The 16,474-nt window shown below is 66.5% G+C and carries 10 protein-coding genes; 9 read left to right on the top strand and 1 reads right to left on the bottom strand.

Translation table 11 applies throughout. From position 1 onward, the window contains the following. Positions 1–118: 118 nt before the first annotated feature. Positions 119–2,272: a thiamine pyrophosphate-dependent enzyme gene (locus tag G3W89_RS10750; protein ID WP_162574070.1), complete on the bottom strand. Its 2,154-nt coding sequence runs from the start codon at positions 2,270–2,272 to the stop codon at positions 119–121. Between the two features lie 133 nt (positions 2,273–2,405). On the opposite strand from G3W89_RS10750, the gene G3W89_RS10755 reads away from it, so the two are divergent. The 9 genes from G3W89_RS10755 to G3W89_RS10795 all read left to right on the top strand — a co-directional run bounded on the left by G3W89_RS10755 (position 2,406) and on the right by G3W89_RS10795 (position 16,450). Then, the gene (locus G3W89_RS10755; RefSeq protein WP_162574071.1) at positions 2,406–3,314 is read left to right on the top strand and encodes a LysR family transcriptional regulator; all 909 of its coding nucleotides are present in this window, start codon (positions 2,406–2,408) and stop codon (positions 3,312–3,314) included. 123 nt (positions 3,315–3,437) lie between these two features. Next, positions 3,438–4,412, top strand: a complete 975-nt coding sequence (locus tag G3W89_RS10760) for a FecR domain-containing protein (RefSeq protein WP_162574072.1) — start codon at positions 3,438–3,440, stop codon at positions 4,410–4,412. A 60-nt stretch (positions 4,413–4,472) separates the two neighbouring features. After that, positions 4,473–5,345 carry a c-type heme family protein gene (locus G3W89_RS10765; protein WP_162574073.1) on the top strand — a complete coding sequence of 291 codons (873 nt, stop codon included), beginning with the start codon at positions 4,473–4,475 and terminating at the stop codon, positions 5,343–5,345. A gap of 14 nt (positions 5,346–5,359) precedes the next feature. After that, on the top strand, positions 5,360–6,874 hold the full coding sequence (locus G3W89_RS10770; protein ID WP_162574074.1) for a serine/threonine-protein kinase: 1,515 nt from the start codon (positions 5,360–5,362) through the stop codon (positions 6,872–6,874). Positions 6,875–6,879: 5 nt separating this feature from the next. Next, a complete protein-coding gene (gene tagH, locus G3W89_RS10775; RefSeq protein WP_162574075.1) occupies positions 6,880–8,205 on the top strand; it encodes a type VI secretion system-associated FHA domain protein TagH in 1,326 nt (441 codons plus the stop codon). Beyond that, entirely contained in the window at positions 8,187–8,927 is a 741-nt protein-coding gene (locus G3W89_RS10780; protein ID WP_162574076.1) for a PP2C family protein-serine/threonine phosphatase, read from the top strand. The genes tagH and G3W89_RS10780 overlap by 19 nt, the downstream gene beginning before the upstream one ends. A gap of 276 nt (positions 8,928–9,203) precedes the next feature. Next, on the top strand, positions 9,204–9,410 hold the full coding sequence (locus G3W89_RS10785; RefSeq protein ID WP_197893546.1) for an RHS repeat domain-containing protein: 207 nt from the start codon (positions 9,204–9,206) through the stop codon (positions 9,408–9,410). Between the two features lie 79 nt (positions 9,411–9,489). Then, positions 9,490–15,807: an RHS repeat-associated core domain-containing protein gene (locus tag G3W89_RS10790; RefSeq protein WP_162574077.1), complete on the top strand. Its 6,318-nt coding sequence runs from the start codon at positions 9,490–9,492 to the stop codon at positions 15,805–15,807. A 46-nt stretch (positions 15,808–15,853) separates the two neighbouring features. Then, positions 15,854–16,450 carry a hypothetical protein gene (locus G3W89_RS10795; protein ID WP_162574078.1) on the top strand — a complete coding sequence of 199 codons (597 nt, stop codon included), beginning with the start codon at positions 15,854–15,856 and terminating at the stop codon, positions 16,448–16,450. The last annotated feature ends 24 nt before the right edge of the window (positions 16,451–16,474 follow it).

The raw sequence follows: 16,474 nt of genomic DNA on the forward strand, positions 1-16,474 counted from the left end.
ATTCGTTCTTGAACGCAGCGCGCGCGAAGCTTTCACTTCGGAACGCCCACTGCGCCCACTGCGCCCACTGCGCCCTCTTCGCGGTCTGCGCCCCGCTGTCCGCTTCCGGCTGCCAAGCTCACGCCGGCTGCAAGGCGCGCACCACCGCCCCCCGCAGCGAATGCAACAGCCGCTCGTGCCACTTGGGGTTCTGCACCACCTCGGCCCGATAGAAGCTCGGGCACAAGGTGGCCGCATGCGCATTGGCACCGCACAGCCCGCAACCCACGCAGCCGTCGATCACCACTGCGACCGGGTCGACCTTCAGCGGGTCCGGGTTGTCCTTGATCGTGAGCGTGGGGCAGCCCGATAGCCGGATGCAGGCGTGGTCGCCGTTGCACACGTCCTCGTCCACCCCGTACTTCACGCGCACCACGCGCTTGCCTTTCTTCAGCAGGCCGGCAATCCATGGCTTGATGCGGCGCTGCCGCTCCAGCTGGCATTCGCCCTCCGCCACGATCACCTTGAGGCCATTGAAGTCGGTGGTGAAGGCCTCGTTGAGCGTGGCGCGCATCGTGTCGACGTGGTAGGTGTGCACGGTGCGCAGCCATTGCACGCCCAGGCCCTTCAGGGTGGACTCGATGGTGTTGTTCTTGTCGACGAGGCTCTGCTGCTTGTCGACCGCGCGTTCCTTCGCCTCGTCGTCGGGCGTGGAGATGATGTCCTGCGTGCCGGTGGCCGACGTGTAGCCGTTCTTGAAGATCAGCAGCACCGCGTCGTCGGCGTTGAAGAGCGCGCTCTGCACGCCGGTGAGCAGCCCGTTGTGCCAGAAGCCGCCGTCGCCCATGATCGACAGCGCCCTGCGCTGCATCATCGGGGACACGCCCGCGCGGCTCGCCAGGCTCATGCCGTACCCCAGGATCGAATGGCCCATGGAGAAGGGCTCGAAGGTGCCGAAGGCATGGCAGCCGATGTCGGCCGCGATGTGCACAGGACCACTGTCCTGCTGCGCCAGCTTGAGCGCCGCGAACACCGGCCGCTCGGGGCAGCCGATGCAGAAGCTCGGTGGGCGCGCGGGCAGCGGCGCATCCAGCTTTGCGGCCACCGCGGCGCGGCGCTCGCGATTGCCCGTGAGCCAGCCCTGCGCAGAGTCCTGCGCATGGTGCGGCAGGTAGCGCTGCGCGAACTGCGCCAGGCCGGTGGCCAGCACTTCGACGCCGTACTCGCCCGCCGCCGGGAGCAGGTCGCAGCCGTGCAGCGGCGTCTGGAGGTCGCGCCGGCGCAGCAGCGTCGCGATCTCCTGCTCGATGTACTCGGGCTGGCCTTCCTCCACCACCAGCACCCCGCGCTTGCCTGCGCAGAAGTCGGCGACCTGCTCGGGCACCAGCGGGTAGGTGACGTTGAGCACCAGCAGCGGAATGTCGGTGGCGCCGAAGGCGTCGGCCAGGCCCAGCTGCTGCAGGCTGCGGATGAGCGCGTTGTAGAGGCCGCCCTGCACGATGAGCCCCAGGTCTTCGTGCTTGCCCGGCATCAGTTCGTTCAGGCCTTGCTCGGCGATGTAGCGTCGCGCCGCCGGGATGCGCTCCTCGCCCTTGAGCTTCTCGTGGCGGAAGGTCACTGGCGGGTGCGCGAGCCGCATGTAGTCGAAGCCGGCCGGCTCCTCCATCAGCGCGCGGGTGGAAACCGCGGGCGCCAGGTTGTCCCGGCATTCGAAGCTGCCGCGAACATGGCAGGTGCGGATGCGCAGTTCCATCATGCAGGGCATGTTCGAGGTCTCGGAGAGGCGGAAGCCGTGCTCGACCATGTCCACCATGCGCCCCAGCTCGGGCCGCGGATCGAGCAGGCACATGCCGGACTTCAGCGCATAGGCATGCGTGCGCTCCTGGATCACGCTGGCGCCTTCGCCGTAGTCCTCGCCCACCACGATCAGCACGCCGCCCTTGACGCCGGGAGATGAGAGGTTGGACAGCGCATCGGCCGCCACGTTGGTGCCGACGATCGACTTCCAGGTCACCGCGCCGCGCAGCGGGTAATGGATTGAGGCGCCGAGCATGGCCGCGGCCGAGGCCTCGTTGGAGCAGGCCTCCACGTGCACGCCGAGCTCGTCCATGTAGGGCTTGGCCTGCACCATCACATCGAGCAGGTGCGACACAGGCGCGCCCTGGTAGCCGCCCACGTAGGCCACGCCCGACTGCAGCAGGCCCTTGGTGATGGCGAGGATGCCTTCGCCGTGAAAGGTGTCGCCGGCGCCGAGGCGCAGGGCCTCGATCTCCTTGCTGAATGAAACTTCCAAAACGCATTCTCTCTCTGTGGGTTTGCTTCGTGGGAGGCTGGCGCTGCAAGCAGGCTTGCGGGCCGCCGCGACGCCGGCTGGCAGTGTGCGAGCCCTCGCGCGACGCATCAATAGAATATTCATGCTATCCAATATGAATATCATGCATATCGACGCCATCGACCTGAACCTGCTGCGCCTCTTCGACGCCGTCTACCGCGCGCGCAGCGTGAGCCGTGCGGCCGATGCGCTGGGCCTCACCCAACCCGCAGCCAGCCATGGCCTGGGGCGACTGCGTCTGCTGCTGAAGGACGCGCTCTTCACCCGCGCGCCGGGCGGCGTGGCGCCCACCCCGCGTGCCGAGCGGCTGGCCGCCGCGGTGCAGTCGGCGCTGGGCACGCTGGAGGAGGCGCTCAACGAATCCGACCGCTTCGAGCCCGGTGCCTCGCGCAAGACCTTCCGCATCCACATGAGCGACATCGGCGAGAGCCGCTTCCTGCCCGCGCTGATGGCGCGCCTGGGTGCGCTGGCGCCCGGCGTGCGGCTCGAGACCCTGCCGCTCGCGCCCGACGAGGTCGCGCCGGCGCTCGACAGTGGCCGAGTCGACTTCGCCTTCGGCTTCCTGCCCAAGGTGCGCGACACGCAGCGCATCCTGTTGTTGAAGGACCGCTACATCGTGCTGCTGCGCAAGGGCCATCCTTTCACGCGCGGGCGGCGCAGCGGCCAGGCGCTGCTGGAGTCGCTGCAGAAGCTGGAGTACGTGGCGGTGCGCACGCACGCCGAGACCCTGCGCATCCTGCAACTGCTCAACCTGGAGGACCGGGTGCGCCTTACCACCGAGCACTTCATGGTGCTGCCCGCGATCGTGCGCGCGACCGACCTCGCGGTGGTGATGCCGCGCAACATCGCCCGCGGCTTCGCCGAGGAGGGCGGCTACACGATCGTCGAGCCGGCCTTTCCGCTGCGCGACTTCGCGGTCTCGCTGCACTGGAGCAAGCGCTTCGAGGCGGACCCGGCGAACAGCTGGCTGCGGGGTGTGATCCGCGAGCTGTTCTCGGAATAGGCTGTACCGACGTTCTATATCGCTTGTGCAGTCCCAAAGACGAGCGCGAGGGATAACAATCGTCGCAGTCTTATCGGCTGATAACCGGGTTCAGTCATGCCAGCTGGCGGCAGGGAGTACGTCTTGCGGCTCACGAAGATATCGTTCAGGGTGTTCCTGCTGTGCGTCGCGACCATGCTCGCGTCGCCTCCGGCATGGGCGCAATCGGCCAGCATCGTCGGCATCGTCGAAGGCGGTGCCACGCTGATCCGGCAGACCACGCGCTACAAGCTCGCCGAAGGCGTGGCCTTGCAGGAGCAGGACATCATCGAGACGACGCCCGGTGCCTTCGTGCAGATCGAACTCCCCGGCCCCGTGCTCGTGGGCATCGGCGAATCGACGCGGCTGATGCTGAGGCCCCGCGTGGGCAAGGGGCTCGCGGCGGCGCCGCTGTACCTGCTCCAGGGCTGGGTCAAGACCAGCAGCGACGCCGCCTTCACCTATGCAAGCCCCGCTTTCGAGATTGCGACGCAGGCCGCCAGCACCGTGGTCTACACGACCGGCGCGCAATACGAGGTGTTCGTCGAAAGCGGCACCGCCAGGCTGACCCTGCGCGACAGCCCCCCTTCGATCTCGCAGCTGGCCGGCGGCGATTTCGCGCAACGCCGCGAGGGCGCCACGCCGACGGTCGCGCGGCGCGCGCCGCCCGAGTTCCTTGCCAAGGTGCCGCGCCAGTTCCGCGACCGCCTGCCCGCGCGCGGCGAGCAGTTTGCCAAACGCCCGGTCGCACCCAAGCCCGTCGGCGAGATCGCCTATGCCGACGTGTCCGCCTGGTTGCACACCGAGCCTGCGCTGCGTCTTCCGCTGTTGCCGCTGTGGCGCCCGCGCGCGGCGGCCGATCCGGCCTTCCGCGCGGCCGCGAAGGCCGAGCTCCCGCGGCACCCCGAGTGGGAGCCCTATGCAGACCCCGAAGGCTATGCGCGGCGAATGGCCGAGGAGGCCGAGCGCCGCCGCGCCCGGGAGGCGGAGCGCCGGCGCGCCCGCGAAGCGGCCGCAGCAGCCGCAGCAGCAGCCGCAGCCGCATCAACAGGGCCGAGCGGCGGGGCGGGCAAACCCTAGTGAACCGTCACGCCCCTTGCTGCAACTCAGCACCACGGACCGCCAGCACTGGAGAACCTCATGCGCCTTCTATTCAAGTTCAATCTGATCTTCCTGGTGGTCTTCATCGCCGGCGTGCTCGGCGCGGGCAAGGTGTCGTATGACCTGCTGCAAAGCAACGCCAAGGAAGAAGTGCTCAACCACGCGCGGCTGACGATCGAGAAGGCGTCGGCGGTGCGCACCTACACCAACGACCAGATCCGCCCGCTGCTCGAGACGCAGATGAAGTACACCTTCCTGCCCCAGACGGTGCCGGCCTATTCCGCCACCGAGGTGCTGGCGACACTTTCAAAGAGCTTTCCCGACTACACCTACAAGGAAGCGACGCTGAATCCGACCAACCCCCGCGATCGGGCCGCCGACTGGGAGGCCGACATCGTGAACCGCTTCCGTACCCAGGCCGACAAGAAGGAGTTCGTCGGCGAGCGCGACTCGGGCACCGGGCGTTCGCTCTACATCGCGCGTCCGCTGCGCATTACCAACGCCGCCTGCCTGGCCTGCCACAGCACCGTCGAGGCGGCGCCCCGCACGCTGATCGACAAGTACGGCCAGGCCAACGGCTTCGGCTGGCAGCTCAACGAGGTGATCGGCGCGCAGGTGGTGTCGGTGCCCATGGCGGTGCCGCTGGCGCGCGCCGAGCAGGCGTTCAAGGTCTTCATGGGCTCTTTGATCGGCATCTTCGTTGCGATCGGCATCGTGTTGAACCTGATGCTCTACCTGCTCGTCATCCGTCCGGTGACGGCATTGTCCAAGCTGGCCAATCGCGTCAGCCTGGGCGAGCTCGATGCCCCGGAATTCAAGACGCATGGGCGCGACGAGATCGGCATGCTCGCCCAGTCGTTCGCCCGCATGCGCCACAGCCTCGACCACGCCATCAAGATGCTCGAGACCTGAGGCTCACCGCTGCAATGTCTGCGCCTGTTCCTTCCCATGTCGGCCCCTACCCGATCCGCGGCGTGGTCGGCTCGGGCGCCATGGGCATGGTGTACCTGGCGCACGACCCGGCCATCGATCGGCCCGTCGCCATCAAGACGATCCACCGTCGCCTGCTCGAATCGAGCGACGACGATCCGAGCGTGGTGGCGCGCTTCCGAGTCGAAGCCAAGGCGGCCGGGCGGCTGACGCACCGCAACATCGTTCCGGTCTACCAGTTCGGCGAAGACAACGACTGCGCCTATATCGTCATGGAGTACGTCGCGGGGCGGAACCTGCGCGACTACATCCACGCGCCGCGCAAGCTCGAGATACCGCAGGTGCTGTGCCTGATGCTGCAACTCCTCGATGGCCTGCACTATGCCCATGAGCGCGGCATCGTGCACCGCGACATCAAGCCGGCGAACCTGCTGGTTGCCGACGACGGGCGCCTCAAGATCACCGATTTCGGCATCGCGCGAACCGAATCGTCGAACCTGACCCGCGGCACTTCCGTCATCGGCTCGCCAGGCTATATCGCGCCTGAGCAATACACCAACAGCGATGTCGACCGGCGGGTGGACGTGTTCTCGGCGGGCGTGCTGCTCTACCAGATGCTCAGCGGGGCGACGCCTTTCGTCGGCACGGACGAGGCGATCATGTACAAGATCGTCTACGAGCCCCACAGGCCGCTGAGCGAGGTGACGAACGACGCCGCGCTCGAGCCCTTCGACGCGGTGCTCGACCGGGCGCTGGCGAAGGACCCGGCGCAACGCTATGCGACGGCCGTTGCGATGCGGGCCGCGCTGCAGGCGCTCGCCACGGAGGCGCTGCCGGATGTGCTCCCGCCGGACATCCTGCTCGCGCCCAGGCTCAAGGCCGTCGACACCACGCCAGCTGCGGGAAAGGAGCGCGGTCCGCCAACGCCTTCCAGGCCGGGCACGGCATCCGTCCCGTCTGCCATCGATCCGGCGACGACGCCGCTGACACCCTCGAAGCCGCTGCCCGTCACCAGCCCGCCTTCGGTCCCCGTGCCCACCGGATGGGACAGCGTGGCGCTGGCCGAGGTCGAGCGCGAGCTGGCCCAGCATGTCGGCCCGGTGGCACGTGTGCTGGTGCGACGCGCCGCGCGAGGCTTGACCTCGCTCGGCGCAGTGCGCCAGGCCGTCGCCGGTGCCATCGACGATTTCGAAGCTCGCGAGCGCTTCCTGGCCAAGGCCGGGGCGCCGCCCACCCGCACCGGTACAGGTGTCTCGTCGGCGGGCACGCAGTTCCGGCCCATGCAGGGAGAGGGCGAAATGCCGGTCGGCGCGGCGCTGCGAGAGGGTGACGTCGACAAGGCAGCGGCCGCGCTTCTTTCCTCGCTGGGGCCGATCGCGCGCGTCGTCGCCAAGCGCTGCGCCGCGAAGTCGCAAACCCGCGAGCAGTTCGTCGCCCACGTGGTCGAGCAGCTCACGCCGGGCATGGATGCTCGCCGTGTGCAAGCCGACCTGTGGCGTGCCTTCGGCTGAATGCCGTGATCGCGCTGCGCGTCACGCGCCGGCCCGGCGCCACCGAACCGGACGCGATGGCGCTCCCGATGCCGCCGGAGGGCCTCACGATCGGCCGCTCCGTCGATTGCGCCCTGGTGCTGTCCGACCCGTTGCGGCTGGTGTCGCGCCAGCACGCGCAAGTGATTGCGGGGGGCGAGGGCGCGCGCGTGCGCTGCATCAGCAGCAGCGCCCCCTTGTGGGTGAACGGCATGCAGGTCGACCCGGGCGGCGAACGCGCGCTGCTGGTGGGCGACCGCTTGCGCATCGGCGGCTTTGAACTCGCCGTCGAGCCCGCGGCGGCGATCGCGGCTCAGCGCTCGCGCCTGGACCGCTGGTTCGACCTGGAAGACGCGCCAGATCCGCTCGCGGCCGAATCCCCATTGCCGGCGCTTGCAGCTTCGCTCGAGGAGGTGGCGGCGCCACCCAGCGCGGTGGTGTCGTGGCAGACCAGTCGACATGTCGTGCGCACCGGCACGCAGATGCTGCCCAGTGCGCCCGCCATGCCGCCTGCAATGCCCCCCCGGCCTGCCGATGCAGACGAGGCCGCCGATCCAGCAGCGCCGGCGCCTCTTTCGGAAGCGTCGCCGCCTGCCCTCGCCAGGAAGGGCGATCGCCAGCCGGCAGACGTGCCGCCGGATCTGCGCGAGCTGGCAGCGGCTTTCGGCCGCGGCGCCGGCCTGGGCACCGAGGTTGCGCCGCTCACGCCGGAATGGATGGAACATCTCGGCACACTGCTGCGGGCGACGGCCGAGGGCACGCTCGCGTTGCTGCAAAGCCGTGCGATCACCAAACGCCAGATGCGCGCCGAAGGCACGCGCATCGCGCCGCGCCAAAACAACCCCCTGAAGTTCTCGCCGGATGCAAGCGAGGCATTGAGTCGAATGCTGCAGCGCGAGCCGAGCCCCGGCTTCCTCGACCCGGTGGCCGCACTGCGCGATGCGCATCGCGACCTGCTGGTCCACCAGGTTGCGATGGTGGCCGGTATGCGCGCTGCGGTTTTCGAGCTCTTCTCCCGGCTAGGACCCGAGGCTGCCGAGAACGGGGAGGGGCCGGCGCACGGCATCTCGCGCTTTTCCTTGTTTCGCGCTGCAGCGCTCTGGCATCGCCACCGCATGCAGCACGCCCAATTGCTCGAGCACCTCGACGATGACTTCCAGACCATCTTCGGACGCGAGTTCCTGCGCGCCTACGAGGCCCAGTCGCGCCTGAACCCTGAAGCTGGCTCCGACGCCGGCCTCGACTCCGGGCGTGACACTGGCCGCGACCCGGGCCCCACATCGCCGGAGGCGCCATGGCCGGGCGCGCGTTGAGCGTCTCGCTCGCCGCGCTGTCGCAAACCGGGCAGCGCGAGTGCAACGAGGATGCCTTCGGCTATTGGGAAGGCGCGGGCTCCCTTGTCGCTGTCCTGTGCGATGGCGCCGGTGGCCATGGCGGCGGCCAGACGGCATCGCGCGCCGCGGTGACGCATGTGCTGGAAGCCTTCGCGCTTCACCCTGAAGTCAGCCTGAACGCGCTCCAGTGGCTGGTCCAGGGCGCCAACGGCGCTGTTCTTGCGCAGCAGGTCGCCGGCACCCTGACTGCCGACATGCGCACCACCATCGTGGTGCTGCTGCTCGATCTCCGGAGCGGCGCGGCGCTCTGGGCCCATGTCGGCGACTCGCGCCTGTACCACTGGCGCGACGCCCGGCTGCTCGGGCGCACGCGCGACCAGAGCCTCGAGCAGCGCTTGCGCGACGCCGGTCTGAGCGCAGCAGGCGCTGCCTCGGGGCAACTGACTTCGGCGCTCGGCTCGCCGGAAGGCTTCGACTTCGACACCCTCGAAAGCCCGCAGGTGCTCGCTTCAGGCGATGCGCTGCTGCTGTGCACGGATGGCCTCTGGTCGGCCTTCGACGACTTTGCGATGGCGAGCAGCCTGGCCGGATGCGGCGGTGTCCAGGCCTGGCTCGATCGCCTCGAAGCGGGTGTGCGGCAAGCCGGGCGCAGCGACCAGGACAACTACTCGGCGCTCGCGGTGTGGTGCGCGGCGGGTTGAGCCGTCGAGTGAACATTTTTTTCGGGATCGCAGGAGACATTCGCGAGCGTGTCTTGAGTCTCGAACGCTGTGTACGGGGAGAGTTGGAAACCTTTGTGCGAGAAAGAGTCAGTATGTGCGACAAAAAACGAGTATGTGTTTGCTGGAGGCTCGACTACAGTCCGCCGCTCCAAAAGAATCGAGTTCCCCCCAATGAATGAGAAGACCGCTGCATTGCCAGCGTATGCATCGAGATCGCACGCATCGATGCCCTCCAATCGTCTTATGCCGACACGGATGTTGAGCCGCACAGTTCTTGCCGCTTGCCTGTGCACCGCCGCGCTCGCGGGTCATCCTGCCCATGCCGGTTCCGTGAGCTACAGCTACGACGCCCTGGGCCGCTTGGCCAGCACCGTCTACAGCGACGGCAGCGCGACCACCACCATCACCTACAGCTACGACGCCGCGGGCAATCGCACCTCGGTGGCGACCACCTCGCCGTAGCGTCGGCACGCTGTTGCAGCCCGGCCTGGGAGGGCGGGGCTGCTCGTTTCCTTTCCATTAAAACAATCGGGGAGTTCCCATGTCCAAGCTCGCGCGCGCGTGCGCCGTTGCCGTGGCCGTTGCCACATCGTTTGCGGGCGGCATCGCTGCTGCACAGATCCAGGGAGGCGGTGCACGCAAGGCGGCACCGCCTGCCATTGCCCTCGGTGTTCCCGTGGCCAAGGCCACCTCCGCCATCAGCCAGCGTTCCTCTCTGAGTGCCGCAGCAGGCTCGGGCAGTTCGTTGAGCTTCGCCAGCGGCCAGCCTGCGCTGCGCTACCAACCTGTGGACCTTCCCACCGCCAAGGACCCCGTGCGGCGCGAGGCGGTCAAGGACGGTGCCAAGGAGGCCAATGTCTCGGCGCGAGGTGCAGCCGCTACCGGCAGCACCACGAGCACCCCCGGCACCCCCGGCGAATTCGCTCCCGCCCCCGGCGTCCTTCGCGCCAACATGCCCCCGGTCACCTTCGCCGATGCCCAGCGCATCCTCAAGTCGAGAGTCCTTCCTGCCAACGTCAATCAAGGCGTCACTGCGGCATCCACGGCGACCAAGACCAGCAAGACTTCGACATCCACCTCCGCCGCAAAGATCGCCGGCGACGCCGCTGCCTCCGGTCCGGCCTCCATCGCCGAGCTCGCCCGGTCCCTGCGCAACCATCCCGACCTCATCTACCAATACGTGCGCAACAACGTCGAGTACTACCCCACCTTCGGCATCCAGAAGGGTGCCCTCGGCGCCGTGCTCGACAACCAGGCCACCGCGCACGACCAGGCCACTTTGATGGTCGAACTGCTGCGCGCCTCCGGCCTGGAGGCCAACTACGTGCGCGGCATCGCCAAGCTCAGCGCCGCGCAGCTGGCCGAGTGGTGGGGCGTCAACACCGCCAATGCCTGCGGTGTCCTGTCGCTACTCGGTCAAGCCCAGATCCCCGTCTACGAGATCAACGCCACCACCGCCGGCAGCTGCCCCGGCACCGTGGCCGCCTTGACCGATGTCTCCATCGAGCACGTCTGGGTCAAGACCAAGATCAACGGCAGCTGGTACGTCTTCGACCCGAGCTACAAGCCCCACACCTTCAAGAGCGGCATCGACCTCGCCAGCTACGCCGGCTACAACGCCGCCAACTACCTGGCCTCCGCCCAGAGCGGCGCCACCGTCGCGGCCGACTACGTCCAGAACATCAACCGCAACAACATCCGCTTCAACCTCGAGAAGTACGCTGGCATCCTCGCGGTCTCCCTGCGCACCTCCAAACAAACCGCCACCCTGGACGACGTCCTCGGCGGCAAGACCATCGTCCCCTTCTACGGCGCCTTGCGCCAGACATCACTGCCTTACCAGAACACCGCCTGGGGCAGCGAGGAGCTGGCCGAGCTCCCGGGCTACATGAAGCCCACCCTGCGCGTGCAGTACCAAGGCATCGACCAGACCTACACCTCCGATGCGATCTACGGCAAGCGCCTGACCCTCACCTACAACGGGGCGAATCAACCCATCCTCAAGCTCGATGGCGTCGCCGTCGGTGCGCCCGGCACGGCCGTCACTCCCGGTGCCTCGACCGCCGTCACCTTCACCGTCACCCACAACGCCTACGTCTCCACCTGGGCGAACCACAGCTTCACCCAGAGGATCTTGGGTGGCGGCACCAACACCTTCCTCATTGCGAACGGATGGGGTCCCGCAGGCCGTGGCCCGGCCGAGAACTACCGGCGCGTGTTGAGCGACCTCAAGGCCTCCGGTGCCGCCGACGCTTCCGAACCGCTGCTGGGCAGCACCCTGGGCGTCATCGGCGCCCAGTGGATCGCCCAGAACACCCACGCCGGCACCATCACCGAGCGCATCGCCGACACCACCTTGCTGCACCAGCACCAGGTGGGCATCGTGGGCTACACCGGCAGCGCCTACGTCGACCTGCCCAGCAACGTGCTGGCCGTGGCCAACCTCGCAGGCAACACCGACAAGGAGAGCGCGGCGTTCGCCAACTGGGCCATGCACCTGAGCATCCTCGAGTCCACGGCGGTGCAGCAGACCACCGGGGTTCCGGCCGTATCAACGGTCAAGCTCATGGACCTCGCCTCGGCGGCCGGCCAGCGCATCTACAACGCCACGTCGGCCAACTACGCGAGCGCCGTGCAGCCCAACCTGGTGAACTGCGGGGCGCATCTCGGCAACTTCAGCAGCTATTTGGCCTCCGGGCTGCGCCTGATCCTGCCCGCGCGCTGCGACATCGCCGAGAACAGCTGGAGCGGCGCGGGCTACTTCACCGTGGGCTCGGGCCTTTACCTGGGCTCCGTCATCAGCAATGGCCTGTCGGGCGGCTACGCGACGTACGAGCAGTCGGCAGGGGCGGCCAGCGCGACCGTGGTCCAAGCAACCAGAGAACAAAGCGATCTGACCCAAGCCGGCCCGCAACTCCTCGGCGACCCGATCGACATGGTCCAGGGCCACTTCCTTTACAACCACGAGGACCTCAATGTCGGCGTCGGCAGCTTCCCGCAGAGCCTGGGCTTCCAGCGCCTGTACAGCTCCGGCATGCGCAACCAGAACGGCCCTCTGGGCAAGGGCTGGACCCACAACTTCAACGCCACTGCCGCCGTCAACTCCGATGGCTTCCAAGCCATGGGCGAGGACTCCGCCCTGGATGCCGTGGGCACCATCGTCGAGCACAAGGCCTCCTTCGACCTGCTGATGGACCCGGCACGCCCGCTTGCCAAGCTCGTGGCCGCCACGCTCGGCCAACGCTGGTTCGGCGACCAACTGATCAACAACACCGTGGTGGTGACCCAGGGTCTCAATGCCGAGGTGTTCGTCAAGCTGCCCGACGGAACCGGCATGTACAACCCGCCCCCTGGCAAATCCGGCAAGCTGACGAAGAGCACCGACGGCACCTACGCGTATGAGTTCCTCAACCGCGCCGCCCTGAAGTTCAACGCCGCCGGCAAGGCCGAAACCTACACCGAGCCCAGCGGCGTCCAGGCCAAGTTCACCTACTCGGGCAACGACCTCGCGCAGGTCCAGAACAGCCTGGGCCGCACGTTGACCTTTACTAACGCCAACGGGCGCATCGCGCAGGTCAGCGACGGAACGCGCTCCGTGAGCTTCGGCTACGACGCCAACTCGAACCTCGCCACCTTCACCAACACACTGGGTCAAGGCACGACCTTCTCGTACACCCTACCGGGACAGATCCGCAGCATCTACAACCCCAGCCTCCCGGCCACCGCCGCGCTCACCAACACCTACGACAGCCTCGGGCGCGTGAAGAACCAGGTGAATGCGCGGGGCAAGAGCTACGACTACTACTTCGCCGGATCTCGAACCGAGGAAGTGGGTCCGGGCGCAGTCGCCCGCACCAGCTATCTCGACGGGCAGGGCAATGTCATTCAGTTCAGCACCCCCGCGGGCAACTGGACCACCAACACCTACGACGGCCAGTCGCGACTGATCCGCAAGCAACTCCCCGAGGGCAACGCCACCGAGTACGCCTACGACGACGCTACCTGCACCAACCCGACGTTCCGCTGCACGCACAACGTCCAGAGCATCACCAGCATTGCCAAGCCCGGCAGCGGCCTGGCCAACCGGGTGCAGCGCTTCTACTACGAGAACGCCTTCAACAAGGTGGCCACCGCCATCGACGCGCGGGGCAAAACCACCACCTACACCTACACCGCGCAAGGCCTGCCGCTGGCCATCACCGCGCCGGCCGATGCGGCCGGAGTGGCACCTCAGACCACCTACGCCTACAGCGCCTTCACGCCGAGCGGCTTCCCGAGCTTCTACCTGCCGAGCTCGCAGACCGTCAAGACCAGCGCCAGCAACAGCGTGGTGACCGCCACCACCTACAACGCTGCGAACAAGTACGTGCCGCAGACCAGCACGGTTGATGCGGGCACCGGCAAGCTGAATCTGACGACCAGCTTTACGTATGACCTGACCGGAAACCTTACCGGGGTCGATGGGCCCCGCACCGATGTGGCGGACACGATCGCCACGGCTTACGACACTGAGCGCCGGCCTACGCAGGTCACCGATGCGATGGGCAAGCAGACCCGCGTTGCCTATGACGCGGACGGCCGCGCGGTCAAGAGCGCGGCGCAGCAGGGGACTCAATGGCTCGTGAGCTGCAGCCGCTACAGCGAGACCGGCAAGGTCACCCGGGCCTGGGGTCCGGCGCTCACTGCCGCGGCCACCACCTGCCCCGGCGAGGCGGCTCCGACGCCCATCACCGACATCGCCTATGACGACGTGGATCGACCCTTCCGGACGACGCAGTACCTCGCCACCACCGATGGCGGCAACCGCGTCACCGAGACCGTCTACAACCTCGACGACAGCGTGCAGGCGGTCAACAAGGCCGTGGGCACGGCACTCGCCCAGGCTTATGCGACCTACTCCTACACGCCCAACGGCAATGTCGATTCGGTCAAGGACGCCAAGAACAACCTGACCGTCCACACCTACGACGGCTTCGACCGGCTCGCCAGGACGTACTACCCGCTGCCCAACATGCCTCTCTACGGCAACGCGAACGACTACGAGGAGAACGCGTACGACGCCAACGGCAACGTCACGAGCCTGCGCAAGCGCAATGGCCAGACCATCGCACAGAGCTGGGACAACCTCAACCGCCTGACAGCACGGTCTTATCCGAACACTGCCGACAACGTACAGTTCGGCTACGACCTGCGAGGGCTCAGGACCTCGGCCCAGTTCGCCAATGGCAGCCACGCCATCAGCTATGCCTGGGACAACGCCGGGCGGCTCGCGAGCACCACCGCGGGCGGCAAGACCCTGAGCCACCAGTACGACGCCGCGGGCAACCGCATCCGCACCACGTGGCCCGATGCGTTCTACACGACCACCAGCTACGACGCGGCCAACCGGCCGAGCGTCATCCAGGAGAACGGCAGCGTCAGCCTCGCCAGCTACGCCTACGACGACCTGGGACGGCGCACCACCGTGACGCTTGGTAATGGCACCACCGTGCAACGTGCCTACGACAACCAGGGGGCACTCGCCACGCTGAAGAACTTCCTCGCCTCGCCCTCGCAGGAGGTGCAGTACACGTACACGCGCAACCAGATTCGCGAGCTCAAGAGCGTGAGCTGGACCAACAACCTGTACCAGTGGAGCGGGACCACCCCGGGCACGAAGAGCTACACCAGCAACGGGTTGAACCAGTACACCGCGGCGGGTGGTGCAGTGCACGCCTATGACGCCAACGGCAACCTCACGGGCGATGGCACCTGGAGCTACGGCTATGACCTGGACAACCGGCTGAAGACGGCGAGCAAGACGGGGACTGCAGCGGCCCTCGCCTACGACGCCGAGGGAAGACTCAGGCAGACGGTGATCGGAGCCAGCACGACGAACCTGCTGTACGACGCGGCGAACCTGATTGCCGAGTACGACACGGCGGGCACGACGATGCAACGACGCTATGTGCATGGCCCTGGCACCGACGAGCCGATCGTCTGGTACGAAGGATCAGGCACCACAGCCAAGAACTGGTTCTATGCGGACCACCTGGGCAGCATCGTGGCCACGGCCAATGCGACAGGCGCCTCAACGGGCATCTACAGCTATGGGCCCTACGGCGAGCCGAACACCACGACGGGGCCGAGGTTCAGGTACACGGGCCAGCAGCTCATCGGCGACCTCGGGCTTTACTACTACAAGGCGCGCTTCTACTCGCCGAGCCTGGGCAGGTTCCTGCAGACCGATCCCATTGGCTACAAGGACGATGTCAATCTGTATGCCTACGTGGGCAACAACTCGGCGAACAGGACTGACCCTTCCGGATTGATCGCAAGTCAGGCAGCGGCGCTGGCTGCTGGCGTGGGGGGGACCACGTCATCGAGCATGCTGACTGGCGACATCAGCTGGATCAATGGAGGAACGACTGCAGCACCAGATTCCGGAGGTGCCTCGTACCAAATGGCTTGGATCACGCCGATGGACATGCTCGATGCCAAGAGACACAGCCTACTCGAGGGTGGCGGTGGTGCGGGCGGTGGGGGCGGTGGTGGTGGGGGCGGTGGCTATGCCGCACGAGGTTCGGCACCTCCAAACCTAAGCCCTTCGAATGCAGGTCGGAGTGGCGCCTTCAATGAAGCCAAGCGACAGTCGGGCGTCCCAACAAGTCAGCAGCCCAGTCAGGTCCTGCCCAATGTGGATAGGAGTGGCGCCGCTCAGCCAGGACGGATCTACGAGTACCAGGTTCCTGCTCAAGGTGGAGGGACAACAACGGTGAGAATCCGAGACGACGCCGGTGGCCACAATTTCGGCGTCGGAAATCCGCAGAATCGCGGTCCTCATTTCAATGGTCCGGAGGGCAATCACTATGACTACTAATATCAGGGTGAGCAGGGCGGAAGATCTCTTCACGGAGAACAACGTCATGGATCTGGCTCAAACCCGCCCGCCATTGATAAACGCTTTGGCGGGCGTGAGTTGGGTTGCTGACGAAGTTCCACCTTATGACGCGTTTCTGGCCGTCTTGAATCATGTGCTTGCCTTGGTGAAAGAAAAACTTCCCCGCAATGAACTTTGGTTGCTCGCAGGGACGCGGGCTTGGCAGCCAGATACAAGAGTTGTCCGTTACTACAAGCTTTGGGGTGCATTGCGAGCCAGAGGGCTCAAAGTGCCAAGCAACATTAAATCGAGCGAAGAAGTCATGGTCCAGTCTGAAGGGAAATTGAAGTTCTTCGGAGCGACAAGACTGTCCGAGTTCGCAGCAGAAGACGTCGCCCAATTTTTGCTAAAGGAGCACTGCGCATATCTTGTTGCTTTGCCCAGCAAACATCTTCTTTATGCATTGCTTAGGCTTGGCTGGGTTGGCGACATATCGGCTGACTTAAAGATCATCAATCACGTAGCCGAAGCCGATGCATTGCTGCTCAAGAAAATTGGAGAATTCGATGATCGTGGACGAGGGCTTGTAGCTATCGGCTGTCCGCCTGTTGTCAATGCACTTTTTCAAGAAAGACTGTCGTAGCCGCGCGCTATCGCGCATCCATCG

The sequence above is a fragment of the Variovorax sp. PBL-H6 genome (assembly GCF_901827155.1).
Lineage (GTDB): Bacteria > Pseudomonadota > Gammaproteobacteria > Burkholderiales > Burkholderiaceae_C > Variovorax.

Bases quoted from the DNA above. Each gene is read 5' to 3' on its own strand.
- G3W89_RS10755 (WP_162574071.1), top strand. From the start codon at position 2,406: ATGAATATCATGCATATCGACGCCATCGACCTGAACCTGCTGCGCCTC.
- G3W89_RS10790 (WP_162574077.1), top strand. From the start codon at position 9,490: ATGTCCAAGCTCGCGCGCGCGTGCGCCGTTGCCGTGGCCGTTGCCACA.
- G3W89_RS10765 (WP_162574073.1), top strand. From the start codon at position 4,473: ATGCGCCTTCTATTCAAGTTCAATCTGATCTTCCTGGTGGTCTTCATC.
- G3W89_RS10770 (WP_162574074.1), top strand. From the start codon at position 5,360: ATGTCTGCGCCTGTTCCTTCCCATGTCGGCCCCTACCCGATCCGCGGC.
- G3W89_RS10785 (WP_197893546.1), top strand. From the start codon at position 9,204: ATGTTGAGCCGCACAGTTCTTGCCGCTTGCCTGTGCACCGCCGCGCTC.
- G3W89_RS10795 (WP_162574078.1), top strand. From the start codon at position 15,854: ATGGATCTGGCTCAAACCCGCCCGCCATTGATAAACGCTTTGGCGGGC.
- G3W89_RS10780 (WP_162574076.1), top strand. From the start codon at position 8,187: ATGGCCGGGCGCGCGTTGAGCGTCTCGCTCGCCGCGCTGTCGCAAACC.